This window comes from Microcoleus sp. Pol8_D6, assembly GCF_036700965.1.
Taxonomy (GTDB): domain Bacteria; phylum Cyanobacteriota; class Cyanobacteriia; order Cyanobacteriales; family Microcoleaceae; genus Microcoleus.
Genome location: NZ_JAUBPW010000012.1, coordinates 36,022 through 54,219, shown reverse-complemented (window position 1 = coordinate 54,219; position 18,198 = coordinate 36,022). Strand labels below are relative to the sequence as shown.

At 46.5% G+C, this 18,198-nt stretch carries 14 protein-coding genes; 7 read left to right on the top strand and 7 right to left on the bottom strand.

Annotated elements, in window-relative coordinates; all coding sequences use genetic code 11:
- Positions 1–60 precede the first annotated feature (60 nt).
- The 5 genes from QUA10_RS07400 to QUA10_RS07380 form a co-directional block, all read right to left on the bottom strand.
- The gene (locus QUA10_RS07400; RefSeq protein WP_333082029.1) at positions 61–1,929 is read right to left on the bottom strand and encodes a tetratricopeptide repeat protein; all 1,869 of its coding nucleotides are present in this window, start codon (positions 1,927–1,929) and stop codon (positions 61–63) included.
- A 72-nt stretch (positions 1,930–2,001) separates the two neighbouring features.
- Positions 2,002–2,775, bottom strand: a complete 774-nt coding sequence (locus tag QUA10_RS07395; RefSeq protein WP_445243562.1) for a Uma2 family endonuclease — start codon at positions 2,773–2,775, stop codon at positions 2,002–2,004.
- A gap of 4 nt (positions 2,776–2,779) precedes the next feature.
- Positions 2,780–2,968: a hypothetical protein gene (locus QUA10_RS07390; RefSeq protein WP_333082028.1), complete on the bottom strand. Its 189-nt coding sequence runs from the start codon at positions 2,966–2,968 to the stop codon at positions 2,780–2,782.
- A 216-nt stretch (positions 2,969–3,184) separates the two neighbouring features.
- The gene (locus QUA10_RS07385; RefSeq protein ID WP_333082027.1) at positions 3,185–3,625 is read right to left on the bottom strand and encodes a hypothetical protein; all 441 of its coding nucleotides are present in this window, start codon (positions 3,623–3,625) and stop codon (positions 3,185–3,187) included.
- Between the two features lie 46 nt (positions 3,626–3,671).
- The gene (locus QUA10_RS07380; RefSeq protein WP_333082026.1) at positions 3,672–4,439 is read right to left on the bottom strand and encodes a HEAT repeat domain-containing protein; all 768 of its coding nucleotides are present in this window, start codon (positions 4,437–4,439) and stop codon (positions 3,672–3,674) included.
- A gap of 215 nt (positions 4,440–4,654) precedes the next feature.
- On the opposite strand from QUA10_RS07380, the gene QUA10_RS07375 reads away from it, so the two are divergent.
- From QUA10_RS07375 to QUA10_RS07355, 5 genes are all read left to right on the top strand, one after another.
- Positions 4,655–5,467, top strand: a complete 813-nt coding sequence (locus tag QUA10_RS07375) for an ABC transporter ATP-binding protein (RefSeq protein ID WP_333082025.1) — start codon at positions 4,655–4,657, stop codon at positions 5,465–5,467.
- A 171-nt stretch (positions 5,468–5,638) separates the two neighbouring features.
- On the top strand, positions 5,639–6,376 hold the full coding sequence (locus QUA10_RS07370) for an ABC transporter ATP-binding protein (protein WP_333082024.1): 738 nt from the start codon (positions 5,639–5,641) through the stop codon (positions 6,374–6,376).
- Complete coding sequence (locus QUA10_RS07365) at positions 6,373–7,233, top strand: DMT family transporter (RefSeq protein ID WP_333082023.1); 861 nt, start codon at positions 6,373–6,375, stop codon at positions 7,231–7,233. The genes QUA10_RS07370 and QUA10_RS07365 overlap by 4 nt, the downstream gene beginning before the upstream one ends.
- Before the next feature lie 173 nt (positions 7,234–7,406).
- Positions 7,407–11,351 (top strand): cobaltochelatase subunit CobN, encoded by a 3,945-nt coding sequence (cobN, locus tag QUA10_RS07360; RefSeq protein WP_333082022.1) that lies wholly within the window; start codon positions 7,407–7,409, stop codon positions 11,349–11,351.
- Positions 11,352–11,436: 85 nt separating this feature from the next.
- On the top strand, positions 11,437–13,041 hold the full coding sequence (locus QUA10_RS07355) for a hypothetical protein (RefSeq protein ID WP_333082021.1): 1,605 nt from the start codon (positions 11,437–11,439) through the stop codon (positions 13,039–13,041).
- A 105-nt stretch (positions 13,042–13,146) separates the two neighbouring features.
- Here the strand turns inward: QUA10_RS07355 and QUA10_RS07350 are convergent, their stop codons facing one another.
- Both QUA10_RS07350 and QUA10_RS07345 read right to left on the bottom strand, forming a co-directional pair.
- A complete protein-coding gene (locus QUA10_RS07350; RefSeq protein ID WP_333082020.1) occupies positions 13,147–13,881 on the bottom strand; it encodes a hypothetical protein in 735 nt (244 codons plus the stop codon).
- A gap of 29 nt (positions 13,882–13,910) precedes the next feature.
- Positions 13,911–15,989, bottom strand: a complete 2,079-nt coding sequence (locus QUA10_RS07345; protein WP_333086213.1) for a M64 family metallopeptidase — start codon at positions 15,987–15,989, stop codon at positions 13,911–13,913.
- A gap of 467 nt (positions 15,990–16,456) precedes the next feature.
- Between QUA10_RS07345 and QUA10_RS07340 the strand changes: the two genes are divergently transcribed.
- Positions 16,457–17,377 carry an NAD(+) kinase gene (locus tag QUA10_RS07340; RefSeq protein ID WP_333082018.1) on the top strand — a complete coding sequence of 307 codons (921 nt, stop codon included), beginning with the start codon at positions 16,457–16,459 and terminating at the stop codon, positions 17,375–17,377.
- A 236-nt stretch (positions 17,378–17,613) separates the two neighbouring features.
- Positions 17,614–18,099, top strand: a complete 486-nt coding sequence (locus QUA10_RS07335; protein WP_333082017.1) for a hypothetical protein — start codon at positions 17,614–17,616, stop codon at positions 18,097–18,099.
- Positions 18,100–18,198 lie beyond the last annotated feature (99 nt).

Here is an 18,198-nt window from a genome sequence, read left to right as displayed (position 1 = left end):
TTAAAACTTACATTTTGCACCCCTCTCAGCAACAGGCTTTTCGGCCTGTTCCACAAAGAGTTAAATAGATTGCTGATATTTTTCCAGCAACTCCGGGATGTAATCGTACCCATCAACACCGATCGCCGGAATGATATTCGCTCGACTTTTAGCCAAAGCTTGTTTAAAAGATTCAGCCCCCATTTGACCCCGCAAAATAGTCAACAAGCCAGCCGATTGACGCCACTCCATCGCACCAATTTGCTCCAGAGTATACATCCCCAAACTGCCTGCAAATATCGCTTTTTCTAGTGAGTTGATTCTGTAATAAGCTTGAGCCAAGTAAGCCAAATTCAGCCCTTGCAAATATAAATCCCCTGAGAATTGAGCCGCTTGCCAACCTTTGAGCAAATATTCAATCGCAGATTCAGCATTTTCCAGGGCAATTTTAGCGATACCGAGACTGCTGGAACAAAAAGCTTGACTTTGGCGATCGCCCAATTTCTCCGATAGCAACAAACCTTGTTCCAAATAACCGATCGCACTCTCATAAACCTCCGGTTCCACCTCCTCCAACTGCCGCGCTTGAAACACTTCACTGTAACCCAAATTAGCCAGAGCATTTGCCTCGCCTTGCCTTTCTCCCGCTTGTCGTGCCATAATTAAAGCCCGCTGGCTGTAATTTATCGCTTCCTGATAATTTTTTTGAGCAACATAGTTACGGCTGATGTGATTGAGATTGGCAACTTCGCAAGCTTTGTCTCCTTCGGTACGGGCAATTTCCAGCGCTTGCTTGTGCAGCAAGATCGATCGCTCGTAGGCCCCAGCCGCCTGCATCGAATAACCCAAAAGAGTCAGAATCCGAGCTTTCGCTTGAGTGCCTTCAACTCGCCGCAGCGGTTCGTCTAAATAATCCAAAGTATGTCGCAGGGCTTTACCATCAAACGAAGCAAAAATTCCCCCGTAAAGGGGAAAGTATTCCCGATGAGAAAAAGCCCGCAAAATTTGCAAAGTTACTTGAAAACAAGCATTTGCCAACTGCTCGCCGCTCTTGGTAGAATTATTAAACCCACTAGCTAGCTGACTCCAAATTACCGCAAAAGTAATGTAAGTAGAAATTGAAGCTTTTGTTGACACTTTGGAATCGTAAACTTGCTTGTCAAACCATGTCGCCAATGCCCGCTGCAAGCACTGCAAAATAATCGCCAATTCAACCAATATTCCTAACTCTAAATTCGATTCCTTTGCCGCAAATTGAACTACAGATTCACCAAGCGCAATAGTATTCAACAGAGCCTGGGGAAAGGGACTATTAACTTTTTTTGCCCAAAAAGCCCAAGGCCCATTTTGTTCGGGACTACCGGCAAATCCTAGCTGCTGCGGCTGATAAATCCAGCCGACAAGTTCCGGTTCCAAACGCTGCCAAGATTCTAAACCTTTGGCTATGCCGGCGGTGATTTGCTGCAAATCTTGTTCGGTTTCAGGATTGGCAGTCTGCAGCATTTGTTGGTGTAGGGATTTTGCCAATTGCTGCAATTGAGCCAGAGTCAGCGAATGTTCTTTATTCGGATCGATTACTTGCAATAATGCCAGGAGTCGGCCGTTAGATTCCGCAGTAACGATTTGTTGGATTGAGGATGCAATTTCACGATCGACGCGGTTATCTTTCTGCCAGCGTTCCCATTCTCCTTGGATGGTTTTGAGAGCTCGGAGGCTGCGATTTGCCTTTGCTTGTTTGATTTCGTCTTTTTCATTTCTGAGTTGATTTTCGACGGCATCAAGGCGTTCGCCGAAACAGCGTTCAAAGATTTCGCCAGTACCGGCACTAATGTCTTGCACCAGCATTTGATAAACTTGTTCTTTAGAGCGAATTTGACCTTTGAGGGTGATTTCGACAATTTTGTCGATTAGGGCTAAGTAGCGATCGCGCAATGAGGTAGAGTCTGGCATAATTTATTTTTAGTTAATAAGTTTTTATGGACAGCGCTTGCAGCTTGCACCATTTCATGCTGCTCCTTAATTTTACAGCTCATCTGGATTAATGCCCATTGCTCGCAGGCGATCGGCTAAACGATTTGCTCGCTGACTTTCTGATTCGGCTCGCTGACTTTCTAATTCGGCTCGCTGCCTTTCAAACTCCTCTGGAGTCAGAACCCAATCGCCACTGACATCGTACCAACGCAGCCACAACCTCGAACAACCTTGATAACAACCTTCCCACAAACCTATACCTAATTCTAATTCCGGTATCCAGAATCGGGGTTCGGTTAAAACTTGTTCGCAGTAACGATTGCTAATCAAACGAAATACTCTCAGTTGATTGTTGTACCGACTGAAAACAAAGTAGTAAGGAATCTGCAAAATCTGTTCGTAAACTCGCCACTTAGTAGGCGGTTTATTTCGGGCTTCTTCTGTAATTCCTAAATCCTCATCTTCAGTTCCAGGTGATAGCAGTTCTACTACTACCAGAGGACTGACATTTTCTTGCCACATCACGTAGCTGAGGCGTAATTCGTCACCTCGATAAAATCTCGGAACCCCCAAGACGACAAACCAATCAGGTCTTTTGTACCAATTGAGATGGTTAGAATCGTAGTAGAGATTAAGGTCTGTCGCTATAAATATTTGTTCGGGCGGATGGTTGGCGGGGCGACAGGTTAAACGCAGCAGTTCAGGTTGAAAGTCGTGAAATTCGTCAGGCAAACCGGGTTCCTCCGGGTCTTCACTGGGTAAATCATACATCGTAGGGAGGACTTTTGTTTGGGAAGGCGGCGAATCCGGTTCGTACATCGTCATAAGATTACCCAGGCGAGACGGCTTGAGGAGATTGAAGCGGTACGGTAATTGTAATATTATAGCGCGATGTGATTTCTGGCGGCAGAAAGTCAGTATCTTTTGCACCGATAATTTTATCGAAATAGCAATTTTTTACGGCTAACAGAAAGCCTGCGATCGCTTCTGATGAATTTTGGGAGTCGGCTACCTTCAACAAATCTTGCCATTAACTCTCATCGTTGCCGTTAATATCTAGCGGTGTAATCGCTGACTTTATCCTCAGTTCTGCTGCGGTTTTTTTGGTTTAAATAGTGCAGCATTAACTCAAAAATAGTAGCGGGTAAATTGCCGTATGTCGTGCTTTTTCTCTTGGCAATGAGTGGGTTGATATAGAGTTTTGCTAGCAAAAGGGTGATGTTTCTGCCTCCGGCTATTTCGGTTTTAAGGTTTCGTAGATTTTGAGCAGCCACAGGGGGCGGATGCCAAAGGTTCGGAATAGGAAAAACAAGTAAATTTCCCAGATGTATGGACTTTTGGGAAGTGATTTGATGAAGGGACAATTGCTTTGTTCAGCTTTGAGAGCATTGATGTATACACGGAGATTTACGCTCCTTGGTTGTGACAAATTAGCTTTAGGTTCATCCAAAATTTTTAAGGCTGATTCTAGGTTTGATACAGCCTGATTTAACTCCGGTGAAGTTAGCGTCTTTGCTTTTTTTTGAAGGTGAAGAGCAATACTTAGCAAGACAGGGGCCGCAGGGCTACGCAGATTGGCATCGGAGTCTTTCAGCAGCGGAACTAGCTGCGGCAGTGCAGTTTTAGCTTCTGCACCAATCGTCCCCAAAGCAGAGGCTGCACTACCTACGCACAATTGGATTGGAGTCTTTCAGCAAGACAATTAGCTGCGGCAGTGCAGTTTAAGCTTTTGCACGGATTTTATTCAAAGCAGAGGCTGTACTACTACGCACATTTGGATTGGAGTCTTTCAGCAAGACAATTAGCTGCGGCAGTGCAGTTTTAGCTTCTGCACCGAAACTTCCCAAAGCATTGGCTGCACTACTACGCACAGTTGCATCTGAGTCTTGAAGCAGGGAAATTAGCTGCGGCAGTGCAGTTTTAACTTCTGCACGCATCCTAGCCAAAGCATAGTCTGCACGGCTACGCACATTTGCATCGGAGTCTTTCAGCAACAGAATTAGCTGCGGCAGTGCAGTTTTAGCTTCTGCACCCATCCTTCCCAAAGCATAGTCAGCACGGCTACGCACAGTTGCATCGGAGTCTTTCAGCAACAGAATTAGCTGCGGCAGTGCAATTTTAGTTTCTGCACCAACCGACACATCTGAGTCTTTCAAGGTTTTGACAAAGGCAGGAATAGCAGGAAGACCAATTTGTCTTAGAACCTCAGCAGCACTTTGGCCGACTGACAAATTCTGATCCTGCAAAGCTTCCATCCAATCAGGGATGGCTGGTTCACCTATTTTTCGTAACAGCTTAATAGCTGCATCAAGTGCCGTTTCATCGTTAATATTTAACTTCTCGGTGAGGAAGGCAATCTGTTTGGGATTAGCTGTGGGTTCGTCCCCAATTCCAGCAGCAGCATTGCGAGTCAACAGCAAAGGCGATGTGAAAGATAGAAACGAGAGGGCTATTACGGCAGCTAATCTTTGTCGGTAGTGCTTCGTCATGGGCTAGAATCCTTGTGTTTGATGAACTGTCTCAGCCATTTGAATAATTGTGTATACATTCTCATCAAACTGTTTCAGGACTCCGGGCGATCTAAATTTGTGCTTGTCTGTGGTGAAATCGATCGCCCTCAATACTGCTTAAAAAGCTGCACTTTAAGAACATTCGGCAGTCTAAGGCATAATTAGATATCTTATATTCGTTCTATGATGTGTTTATGATTTCCGAACCCCTTACCCTCTCAACAAGCAATCCGGTTTTAGCAGCCAAAGGATTAACTCGTCGTTTTGGTGGTTTAATTGCTGTAAACAACGTATCTTTTACAGTTGAAAAACACGAAATTTTTGGATTAATCGGCCCTAACGGCGCGGGCAAAACAACTCTATTTAATCTCATGACTGGACTGATACCTGCTTCTAGCGGCAACCTGATTTATCAAAATGAAAATATTTCCCAATTGAAGCCTTATCAAATTGCTAATAAAGGTATTGCCAGAACTTTTCAAAATATCCGGTTGTTTGGGGAACTTTCTGCTTTGGAAAATGTGGCGATCGCCCGACACATCCACAGTCGATCGGGCAATCCAGTTTTATCGGTGCTGGCGGGGATTTTCGGCTTGCCAGCATCTAACGCAATGGAACGCAAAACCCAGCGAAAAGCCTTAGAATTGTTGGATTTAGTCGGATTGGGCGATCGCGCGGGCGAACAAGCCAAAAACTTGGCCTACGGCGACCAGAGGCGCTTAGAAATTGCCCGCGCTTTAGCCTTAGAACCGCAAATACTCTTGTTAGATGAACCGGCAGCGGGCATGAATCCCAATGAAAAGCACAAATTAAGCGAATTTATCCGAGAAGTACGCCAGCAATTCAATTTAACTGTAATATTGATCGAGCATCATGTACCGCTAGTTATGGGGTTGTGCGATCGAATTGCCGTGTTGCATTTCGGTCAGCTTATTGCTTTGGGAGAACCTGCTGTTGTGAGGAATGACCCGGCGGTTATTGAGGCTTATTTGGGAGATGAAACCTAGACATTGTAAATGTTTCCCGGCTCTGGCGGGGAACGAGGAAAATTAATAGTTAGTCATAAATGAATCTTCCAGTCCTCATAGCGAGGACTTCAGCTATGAGCCAGGGACTGAAGTCCCTGGCGGACTGCTGGAAAACAGACAGTTTTGTTATCAACAATCAAGTCCCACAAAATGCAACCTAGCCCACCCAAAACCACCCAAAATATTCTCTTAGAACTCAAGAATCTTTCTGTAAATTATGGCGGAATTCAAGCCATTCAAAATATTAATCTCACGATTAATGCAGGCGAGGTTGTCAGTCTCATCGGCGCTAATGGTGCGGGCAAAAGTACCACATTGAGAGCTATTTCTAAAATAGTTAATTTGCGACACGGACAAATTATTTATAACGGGCGCGATATTAGCCGCCGCCAAGCTCACGAAGTTGTGAAATTGGGAATCGCCCACAGCCCAGAAGGGCGGCGGGTTTTGGCGCAGCAAACGGTGTTAACTAACTTAGAATTAGGGGCCTATATTCGATCGGACTCGGCAGCAGTAAAAGCCGATTTAGAGCGCCAATTTGAGATATTTCCGCGCTTAGCAGAAAGGCGCCGCCAGCTAGCAGGAACCCTCAGCGGCGGGGAACAGCAAATGTTGGCGATCGCCCGTGCTCTGATGAGCCGCCCGAAGCTGCTATTATTAGACGAGCCTAGTTTAGGTTTAGCACCTACGATCGTCAAAGAAATTTTTGCAATTATTCAAAACCTCCGCTCCACAGGCGTTACAATCCTCTTAGTCGAACAAAACGCCAGTTTAGCACTGCAAATTGCCGATCGGGGTTACGTGCTAGAAGCTGGTAATATTACTCTCACAGGTATTGGAGCGGATTTGCTAAACGACGAGCGAGTCAGGAGCGCATATTTAGGATGATGTGGTTAATTTTGGCAAGTTTGAGCGCTTTTTTTGAAGCAGTAAAAGATGTTGTTAGCAAACACAACCTGAAAGCAAACGACGAATATGTCGTAACTTGGTCGCTAACATTTTTTACAGCAGTCTTTTTAACTCCGTTGCTATTGATCATAGAAATACCTCCATTAAACCAACAATTTTGGATAGCTTTGTTAATCGGAGGCAGCATGAACGCAGTCATTGCTCTCCTCTACATTAAAGCCATCAAACTGTCGGATTTATCCCTCACCGTGCCACTGGTAGCTTTGACGCCCTTATTCATGCTGCTGACTTCACCGTTAATTGTCGGCGAATATCCCAACTTTTTTGATGGTATTGGAGTTTTTCTCATAGTCATGGGCTCTTATCTATTAAACATCAAAGAAAAATCTCAAGGCTACTTAGCCCCCTTCAAAGCACTTCTGTACCAACCAGGGTCAAAATTGATGTTACTCGTAGCTTTTCTCTGGAGTATTACCACAAATTTTGACAAAATCGGCGTGCAAAACTCTTCCGCGATTTTTTGGGTGTTCGCTTTATTGACAACTATGAGTGTCCTATTGCTGCCAGTTTTACTGCACAAAACCTCTAACCCCAAGCGCCAAATTATCCAGTACTTACCGATGCTAATGGCAACGGGGTTTTTCAATGCTTTAGGAGTCATTTTTCAGATGCAAGCTTTGACAATGACTTTAGTCGTGCAAGTAATAGCACTGAAGCGTACCAGCGTATTAATGGGTGTACTGTTCGGCCATTTCATTTTCAAGGAAAAAGATATTCAGGAAAGATTTTTAGGGGCTGCTATCATGATGGGAGGAGTTTTATTTATAACATTATAAAATTTTCATATTTTATGTAATTTGGTTCGCGGCCTCGGAATACAAGTCCTCTCCAAAATCCTACGACTTACATTCCGAGGCTGCGAACGCTTTTTTCGTGGCATAATTAAGCGAGAGGCTGTGCCTCTGAGACTTCGTTTAATTTCGACTTATTATATATAGAGGAAAAATTAATGCACAAAATAGCCGCCACACCGGGAGGTTGGAACCCTCAAGCAGAAGGAGTAATTTTTATTCAGCAAACCCCAGCACCAATAGTATTTATTAGTGCTGCTGACACCGACATTCAAACACTAGCGGCTGCCGCCTCCAAAATGCCTGCCGAATTCCCCAAACTGCGCGCAGTAAACCTGCTTCAGTTGCAGCAACAGCTAACAATTGATACTTATGCCGAAGAAGTTTTAGAACGCGCAGAGGTCATAATATTAAGACTTTTAGGAGGGCGTTCTTATTGGTCTTACGGGTTAGAAATTCTGCGGGAAACTGTGCAGAAAACTAACGCCTCACTCATTGTAATGCCGGGAGAAGACAGTCCCGATCCAGATTTAATCAGCCATTCCAATGTATCGCTGTCAGCAGTCAATAAACTGTGGCGCTATTTCACAGAAGGCGGAGTCCAAAACTTTGTTAATGCACTAAAATTTGCCGCCGATACTTGCCTAAAAACTGCTTATAATCCGCCCCTACCTCAAACAGTTTCCCGCGTCGGAATTTACGAATGGGGCGGAGAAGCGGGGGCGTGTTTTGCAACTTTACAACCAGATTCATATCCCCCTAAATCCCCCTTAACAAGCGGGACTTTGAAAACTTATTCCTCCCCCCTTATTAAGGGGGGCTGGGGGGGATCTCCGGGTTTGGAAACACTCCCTAAAGGGCACGGCGAGGCCGGGCAGGGGGGCACCGCCCCTACGGTCGGAATTTTATTTTATCGCGCTCATTATTTATCAGGAAACTTAGCACCAATTGATGCACTTTGTCAAGCTCTAACAGAGCGAAACTTAGTACCAGTTCCCGTCTTTGTGTCTTCTCTGCGGGAACCAGATTTGCAAATAGAATTGCTGGAATATTTCCAACCCAAAGAATCAGAACCAATTCAATTATTGCTCAACACTACAAGTTTTGCAGTCTCCGGTTTTAGCAGCCAAGAACCGGAACAAAATAGTTTAAAATCCTTAGATGTTCCTGTATTGCAAGCAATCTTCAGCGGCGGCGGTTTGGGACAGTGGGCAACTGAATTACAAGGACTTTCTCCCCGCGATGTGGCGATGAATGTAGCATTGCCGGAAGTAGACGGAAAAATCATTACTAGGGCTGTTTCTTTTAAAGCGGTACAGACTTGGAACAGCGAATTAGAAACAGATGTAGTAGGCTATTTAGCAGCGGGCGATCGCATTTCATTTGTAGCAGATTTAACCGCTAATTGGGTAAAGATGAAACAAACCCCAGCTACTAACAGACGCATTGCCATAATTCTCGCAAATTACCCCACTCGCAACGCCCGCTTAGCCAACGGCGTCGGCTTAGATACGCCCGCTAGCTGTGTCGAAATCCTCAAAGCTATGCAGCAAGCTGGGTATCAAATTGAAAACATCCCCGCTAGCGGCAACGAGTTAATTGAACTGTTAACTTCTGGGGTGACAAATGACCCGGAAGGACGCGAATTGCGCCCTGTTCATCAATCATTGGATTTGGCAGAATATGAAGAATATTTTGCTACTTTGCCGCAGGAAGTGCAAGATGGGATTTGTAAAAGATGGGGGATTCCGGGAAGCTATGCACAAGACTTTATAAGTAACAATACATCTTTTCCGATTCCGGGTATTCAGTTCGGTAATGTATTTGTAGGAATTCAACCATCGCGGGGATATGAACTTGACCCCGCGTTAAATTATCACGCACCGGATTTAGAACCAACTCACAATTATCTAGCTTACTATTATTGGCTGCGAGAAAAATTTGGAATTGACGCTATAATTCATGCCGGCAAACACGGCAATTTAGAATGGCTTCCCGGTAAAAGTATAGCATTGTCTAACAAATGTTATCCAGAAGTGGCATTAGGCGCGTTGCCCAATTTTTATCCCTTTATTGTCAACGATCCGGGGGAAGGTTCCCAAGCAAAAAGACGATCGCAAGCTGTGATAATCGACCACCTGACACCGCCGATGACTCGCGCCGAACTCTACGGGCCTTTGCAGCAGTTGGAAACCTTAATCGACGAGTATTGCGAAGCCCAAAGTTTAGATCCGTCCAGATTGCCCATGATTCGCGATCGCATTCTCGCCCTCACCAACAAAGAAAACTTAGATAAAGACTTAGGAATACAACTAAATAAATCGGAGTTTACAGAATTTATCACCCGCACAGACGGCTATCTTTGCGAACTCAAAGAATCCCAAATTCGCGACGGATTGCACATTTTTGGGCAGTGTCCCGAAGGTAGACAGTTGAGAGATTTGATAATTGCGATCGCCCGCCATCCCACCAACGGGCGATCGGGCTTAACCCGCGCCCTAGCAGAAGACTCAGGCTACGATTTCGACCCCTTAACCTGCGATCCAATCTCGATAATTCAGCACCGCACAGCAGGCGATTTAACAGCAGAACTCGAACAAAAAGCCACTGAATTAGTAGATAATTTAATCGAAAACATCCGCGTTCATCCGCGTTCATCTGCGGTTAAAAATATCCAACTAGGAGAAGCAACCCAACAAGAATTAGACTGGATAAGTAACTATCTTTTACCTTCACTCCTCCAAACAGACCAAGAAATTACCAACCTTTTGCGCGGCTTAGATGGACGGCACATACCAAGCGGCGCATCCGGCGCGCCCACTCGCGGCAGGCCAGATGTATTACCCACAGGTCGCAATTTTTACTCAGTAGATATCCGCGCCATTCCCACAGAAACTGCTTGGAGAGTTGGCAGAGTTGCTGCTGAAACTTTAATCGAAAGATACACCCAAGAAAACGGCGAATATCCCAAAACTTTGGGTTTGTCAGTGTGGGGAACATCCACCATGCGGACGGGGGGAGACGACATCGCCGAAGCCTTGGCGCTGATAGGAGTTCAACCAGTTTGGGATGGGCCTTCGCGGCGGGTTGTAGATTTTGAAATCTTGCCAGTTTCTGTTTTGGGGCGGCCGCGCGTTGATGTTACTTTGCGAATTTCTGGCTTTTTCCGCGATGCTTTTTTTAATTTAATTGATTTGTTTGACAGTGCGGTAAAAGCTGTGGCAGATTTAGACGAATCGCCAGAAAATAATCCTTTAGCAGCACAAGTTCAAGCAGAGATTCAGTATTGGGAATCTACAGGTTTGAGTCAGGAAGAGGCGCAAGGGCGATCGCAATTTCGAGTTTTTGGCTCAAAACCAGGTGCTTACGGCGCAGGACTTCAAGGCATAATTGAAGCTCAAAACTGGACAGACGACAGCGATTTAGCAAAAGCTTACATTAATTGGAGCAGTTACGCCTATACCTCCTCTAGTTCCTCAAATTTGCCGGGAGATGTAGCAGGAGTTAAACAGAGTGAATGGGGATGTTCTGCACCAGAAGCATTTGAAAAACGCCTCGGCCAAATGCAAATAGTTCTGCAAAACCAAGACAACCGCGAACACGACATCCTCGACTCCGACGATTATTATCAATTCCAAGGGGGAATGACGGCCGCAATTCGCAATTTGCAAGGCAAAAATCCTGAAACCTATTTCGGAGATAACTCGATTCCCGAAAATCCGAAAGTGCGGCAACTGCGGGAGGAAATTGCGCGCGTTTATCGCAGTAGGGCTGTGAATCCCAAATGGATAGAAGGTGCAATGCGACACGGTTATAAAGGCGCTTTTGAAATAGCAGCAACTGTAGATTTTTTGTTTGCTTACGATGCTACGGCAAATTGTGTAGAGGATTTTATGTATGAAGGAATCGCAGAGGCTTACATTTTTGATGAGAAAGTGCAGACATTTATTCAAGAAAACAATCCTTGGGCACTGCGAGATATGGCGGAAAGATTGCTAGAAGCTCGTCAGCGGGGGTTGTGGCAGAGTGCGAACCAGGATACATTGGATAAATTGAGGTCGATCGCCCTGCAAGCCGAAGCAGTCATCGAATCCCATACATAAATACTCAAAAGTCACGATCGCGGTGGCAGACGAATGGGCAGTTTGCGGTAATATCTAGTAATGTTTCGCGATCGCTGAAAGCTTTATGATTCGCCGCTACATTGCTAGCATCAGCACCAGCATCCTCAAACGTACCTGCGCCGCAGCCGCTGTATTAGCCGTAACTTTGGGATGTTCGTCAACGAAGCCGCCCAACACCGCAGCGCCATCGGGTTCGATCGACAAATCCGCCGTCCTAGCGCAGTCCCCAACGTCTCTGTTAGCTCAAAACCGCAACAAAACCAGAAAATCCCTCAGCCTTCCCTCTTGCCCGCAAAACGATGCCTTCACGGAGTCAATTAACTTTGCCACCCAAGCTTCTAATTTGGCTCAATCAGCCACTTCAAAACAAGACTGGGACGAAGTAGCCGCCCTGTGGGTGCAGGCCGTCGCTTGGATGCAAGCGGTTCCCCCCGGCAGTCCCAGACGGGCGTTTGCGGAGAAAAAAGTAATCGAGTACATGAGAAACCTGGTTTATTCCCAGCAGCAAGCGAGCGCAACCAGATCGCAAGCCAGTACAGTCAGCTTCAGCAGCGATTTGCTAAACGAACAACTACAACTTTACCTATCTTACGTTGCTGCGGTAGGCCCACCAGATGTTTTGATTGTCGGCAGTTCCCGCGCATTGCAGGGCGTCGATCCCAGACAGCTAAAACAATCTTTGGCCCAAAGGGGCCGTCCGGGCTTAAAAGTATTTAACTTTTCAGTCAATGGCGCAACTGCACAAGTAGTTGACTTTCAACTACGGCGGCTTTTGAAGCCCGGTCATTTGCCTCAAATGATTGTCTGGGCCGATGGTGTGCGGGCATTTAACAGCGGCCGGGACGATCGCACTTTTAATTCGATCGTCGATTCTGAAGGCAGCCAACTTTTAGCAGCAGGCATTCGCCCCGAACTGCTGTCCGATGAACCCAACGTAATTCCGCTGTGTTACAGATTCCCGCAGCCCTGCGCTAACAACAATTTCCGCAAAGCATTTACCTCTGTAGATCAACCTTTCAGGGGCGGGCAAGATGCCCAACCCCTATTCCCCACAATCAAATCCCTGTCGAGTGGAACGGGCATCTTGCCCGTTGCCTCAAATGCTGCAAGATATGAGTTAAAACCGATCGCAGCGAATGCAGCAACCCAAAAAGCACAATTGATTCCAGTCTCGCGACGCACAACAGTAGCCATCAGACAACTCAACCAATTGGCAGAATCGATCGACTCCAACGGATTCATGGCGATGTCGGGCAAGTACAATCCCAACACTTATTATCGAGAACGCGCTTACGTTTCAGGTCAGTACGATGGCGACTACAAAAACTTCAACCTCGGAGGCAAACAAGCAGCAGCCTTTAACTCAGTTGTAGCATTTACCAAAGCTCGCAAAATTCCCCTAATTTTCGTCAATTTACCCCTCACCAACGACTACTTAGACGGAACTCGCCTGGGGGCAGAACAGCAGTTCCGGCAACGAATGCAGCAACTCTCGCGGCAAAAAGGCTTCGCTTTCCGGGACTTTTCGCAGCGGTGGCCGGGCCGCAATGACTATTTTGTTGACCCCAGCCACCTCAACCGCTTTGGGGCGAGCGCAGTTTCTAGCCTACTCGCGGCCGACTCCAGCATTACATGGCCCCGCCCGAAATCCCGAGGTATGGAAGGGTAATACAATTTTCGATTAAAGAATGGGGAATTTTTCTCGTTACCAGGCAGAGCCTGGTAACGCAGATCTAGGGTTCTATTGAGGAAAGAAATTTCCGTCAGAAACAGTTTATTGGAGTGCCTGTTGTAGTTCCCCTTGTAGAGTTTTTGGCAATGTCTCCAAGTGAATGCCCTGGAGTTGAGCGACCTTACGCAGTTGCTCACCAAACTGCATGCTGAGTGGTTCAGCAGTGAGTTCTTGACCTGGAGCACCGCCTTTGGCTCGATAGACGGTGATTTGCAGATCCGGTAGAGATGCCAAGGAGATATCCTGCTGCGGAATCCGAACCGTAAATTCATCGCTCGATAGCTCAGTGATATGATGCATCTGCTGTTCTGGAAGACCATCAGGATATGGTAGTCCTCGCACTTCACCCAGTGTGGGGAGCGAGCCAACCGCTATTAGCGTCTGACCAGAGTTGACTTCATAGAGTACCTCACCTTGTAAGCGCTTCTCCATAGTCAGGGAACCTTCCACTGCACGTACACCAATGAGAGAAAGTTCTCCGTTCTCAATGTGCAAACGCAAACGAATATATTTCTCTTGAGCCAACTGCTGCTGCATGAGCTTGTCTGATTGCTCTACTTGGTCTGGTCTAGCCTGGGTTTCCAACGATACTGGAGCCATCAATCCCATACCCTCTTCTTCTGATATGGCTGACATGAAGCTCAGACCTTCGCTACCAGATCCTGGCTGGCTGGGCATGACTCCCGGTTGAATTTGGGCTACCTCACTCATCTGAGGAAGTTGAACGTTCTCTCTGGAGGAAGGCAGTTCCTCTTCCCTCCTAGATTTGGATGTCAATTTATCAATCATGGTTAGGCTCCTTCTTATTACCAATTGCGACCGTAGTGATAGTTGTGAATCCAGCGGTAGTAAATTTTCTGGAGTGAGAGGATAGGATTTGCTCGGATCATGCCAAACCAGTTTTGGTTATGAACAAATAGATCGCGCTTGCCAGCAACTCCCTCGTAATTACAAGGAATAAACTTGTCAACTGCTCCTAAATTCCATTCACCCACCCAATCGTCAACCCAATTAGAGCTTAGAGCAGAACCATTGGAAATCATTGTTCCAAGGTATTCCCGCGACCAGTCTTTGCAGTTGTATACAAAGAGATCGACTTTGCCATCACCATTGATATCGGCAAGGTAGTGAGAGTCATTTTTACGCATCTGCCAACCAGGAACGCTGTCATCATAACGCTTCACCATGTTCAGGAAAGCACCATTCGAGCTGAGCATCCCCAGGTATGCCATCGACCAGTCCTGCCCATTGAAGATATACAGATCCGCTTTCCCATCTCCGTTGAAGTCACCCACATAGTGCTGGTCATTGGGTTTCATTTGCCAGCCCGGTAGAGTATTGTCATAACGCTTCACCATGGATAGGAAGGTACTCTGTGAACGCAGAATGCCTAAATACGGTATGGACCAGTCTGAGCCATTGAACACCCACAAGTCTTCTTTTCCATCTGCGTCGAAGTCACCCACGTAATGCCGATCGTTCTTGCCCATCTGCCAACTGGGGAGGCTACCGTCGTAGCGTTTCACCAGGGAAAATCCTGACCCTGTAGACCTCAACATTCCCAGATAGGGGGTAGACCACTCCACACCGTTGAAGACAAACAGGTCTTTCTTGCCATCGCCATCAAAGTCAGCAACATAAAAGCGATCGCTCTTTTGGAATTGCCAACCGGGCATCGAGTCATCGTAACGAGCAACCAACTCTAGACCATTGTTGCTATCATCGACAAGCAACCCAAGATATTCCATCACCCAATCAGTACTATTGTAAATTACGACTTCATCTTTACCGTCCCCATTAAAATCGCCGATATAGAATTGGTCATTCGGTTTAAATTGCCAGGAACCTGGAACTCTCTCGACTACACTAAAAACCATGTCGAGTTGAGAGCCATTGGAGCGGTAGATTTGGATCGAGTTGTCGTTATGAACCAGCAGGTCGTCCTTACCGTCGCCGTTAAAGTCGCCCGCATAGCACTTGAAAAAGGTTCGTCCCGTATACGGGTGATGTTTTTCTTTGAGCGCAGTGTAACATACCGGGCAAAATGGGGGCGAGTTCCCGCGCATGCGACAATTTTCCACTGGTCGATAAATAGCCTTGTCGCGATATTGTGCCCCTTCAAATAGACCAACATCCTGACTACTGCTCCAACCTAACGGTTTCGTTCCCTGATTATGGTTAGTGCAGGCTCCCGAGCCTGGCGAGGCATTGACTCCCGTGGGAACTGGGGTCGCAGGGTTGACAAATCGCCTCCACTTGAGCGTTGCTCGGTTACTATTGGCGGTAATATTGACAGCTCCTGGCTCTCCACCAATATAAGTGCCTGGTTGGCAATACTCGTCTGCTAAATTGCCAATCCCATGTCCAAATTCATGGGCCATCACTGTCCAACTTGAGCCAAGAGTAACGTGTTGTTTATTCCCCCACGCGCAGCCACCGAAGCCAGATTCATTGAGGATAATCAAAACCAGGTCGTAATCGGGGACCCAGGTGTTGAGGGCATTTTGAACGAGGGTTGCCGTGTTAGCACCCTCTTCCAACCAACAGTGCGCCCAAGAACCGTTGAAAATGTACCTGAGTGCTGTATTACGCAGGGTCGTACTGACAATTACGTCATCGCTGGGGTCGGCGGGAGTTCCCTTTTCGTCATAAACTCGCTGGCTTACCCCCGAATCGTTAGAGATCAGGTTGACTCGGTAAATGTTGAAAGCTTGAGCATCTTCATAGAAATAGTCATGACCGAACACTCCATCTAGAAGAATCTCTTTGACTTTTTGGTTATAAACGTTCTGGTCGGCTTCTGCGAAGCCGTCTCCAAGGACAGCGATGTTGCGTTTATTTCCTGGAGGACCAGCTTTGAGAATTTGCGTCATGCTATCAGGCATAATTAACGCCTCCTTTATTTTTGCTAGTTGTATATCAATACTTCTCAAAATAAACTTTGGAAACAATACGACGATCCGCGTATATGATTATGAAGAAATTGCAACAAACTACCTTTTTAGTAGCCTCAACTTTTCCAGCACCACCATCACAGCCACCATCCGGGTTCCCTTGTTATTAGTGGTTACCACCCCACGAGCGGCAGGGCTGTGGTTTATTCAGATAAAAATGTCAGCAAGTTGTTTGATAGCAATCCCAATATCGTCCCAATGATGAATATTTATCAATTTAACCGCAGTGAGTGCGATTTAAATTACAATCAGAAAGGATTAGAGGGAGTTACCAGTGTCGATAGAGCAGAGGGTTGATTTCATTGCCGTATTTGCCGATCGACAATCGAACATTTTAAGATCTTTCACTCACTCTAAAATCTCACAATCCAAAATCTAAAATCTAAAATCGATAGGTTGTGCAACTAAAACAAGTAATTATCGCCCACAAAGCCAGAGATACCCTTAGCCAGCGGTGGGCAGAACAATGTGCCCGCCAATTAGAAAGTCGCGGGTGTCAGGTTTTAATGGGGCCCAGTGGCCCGAAAGATAACCCGTATCCGGTGTTTTTAGCTTCTAGTAACAGCCCAATTGATTTAGCGGTAGTGCTGGGGGGCGACGGTACGGCCCTAGCTGCCGCGCGGAATTTGGCGGCTGACGGCATCCCGATTTTGGCAGCGAATGTGGGGGGACATCTGGGTTTTTTAACCGAGTCTTTTGAGGATTTCCAAAATACTGAGGAGATTTGGGACAGACTTTCGGAAGATAGGTATGCTGTACAGAAGCGGATGATGTTGCAGGCAACAGTTTTTGAGGGAAACAGAAGCAATCTCGAACCCCAAAGCGATCGATTTTTGGCACTAAATGAAATGTGTGTCAAACCTGCTTCAGCCGATCGAATGCCGAGCTGTATTCTAGAAATGGAAGTTGACGGCGAAGTAGTCGATCAGTATCAAGGCGACGGTTTAATTGTGGCAACTCCCACCGGTTCGACTTGCTACACCGCATCTGCCAATGGGCCGATTATGCACTCGGGAATGGAAGCGATCGCAGTTACTCCGATTTGCCCTTTGAGTTTATCTAGTCGGGCGATCGTTCTGCCGCCCGGTTCAGTCGTCAGCATTTGGCCTTTAGCAGATTACGAACTCAGTACCAAACTCTGGACTGACGGCATTTTAGGTACTGCAATTTGGCCAGGACACCGCGTAGACGTGCGGAGGGCAGACTGCGAAGCCAAGTTTATCATTTTGCGGGAAAATTATTCTTATTTCAACACTTTGAGGGAAAAACTTCACTGGGCAGGAGCCAGAATTCGGTACAGCAACAATCACCGCAATTAATCCGAATCATTCAATAGACATCGCAAGAATTGTTAGTCTTGAACAGGCAGGATGCCTGTTCCACAATAATAATGATTGGAGATGTCTAATATCAACCCGCATTAACCCGTGGGGCCCGTAAGCGTGAAAAAACCTGTTAAATCACCAACAATCTAGATACAAAAACCACCCTCAGCCAACCCATAATCTTTGTACTTTGTTAAGATCGCTCAATATCTTGACAAACAGCCTGATCTATGCAGCTTTTCAAAAAATCAACCCGACCTTTCAACCCTCAAGATACATATCCCTGTCCCGTGTGCCGCACCGGTCAAATTTATACCATGCCGATGATGGACGCCCTAGCTTGCAACTTCTGCCAGCACATTTATACCGCAAGCGTTGAAAGACAATCGCTCCAAATGGCAGATCGCCAACCGCCCGTAACTTGGCACTGGAACGGCAAACAGTGGATAGGAGCCCACCTCGAAGGCGTAGAATTCGGATGGCCCTACTGGGCAGCGGCTCTGGGTCTAATTTTCCTTCCCACTACCTTGCTGGGACTTTCAGCTTACTATTTTCCCCCGGTTCCCGGCAGCCGGTTGTCGTGGCTGCCCCTAGCTTGGACAGGCTTAGCTTTTTTGTCGCATTTAGGCATTGTGCTGTGGTTGGTAGGTGAATTTTATCAATTCCCGGTGGTAACTTACTTCAGAGCTTGGGGGCGCAGGATAAGCCGACGCTAGCTTGATGCTCTCCAAAACCCGATCGCCCCAGGACGGTGCACCGACATCAATCCAGGTAAAATTAGAGGCGATCACAAAATTCAATTCCCAATCAGCACT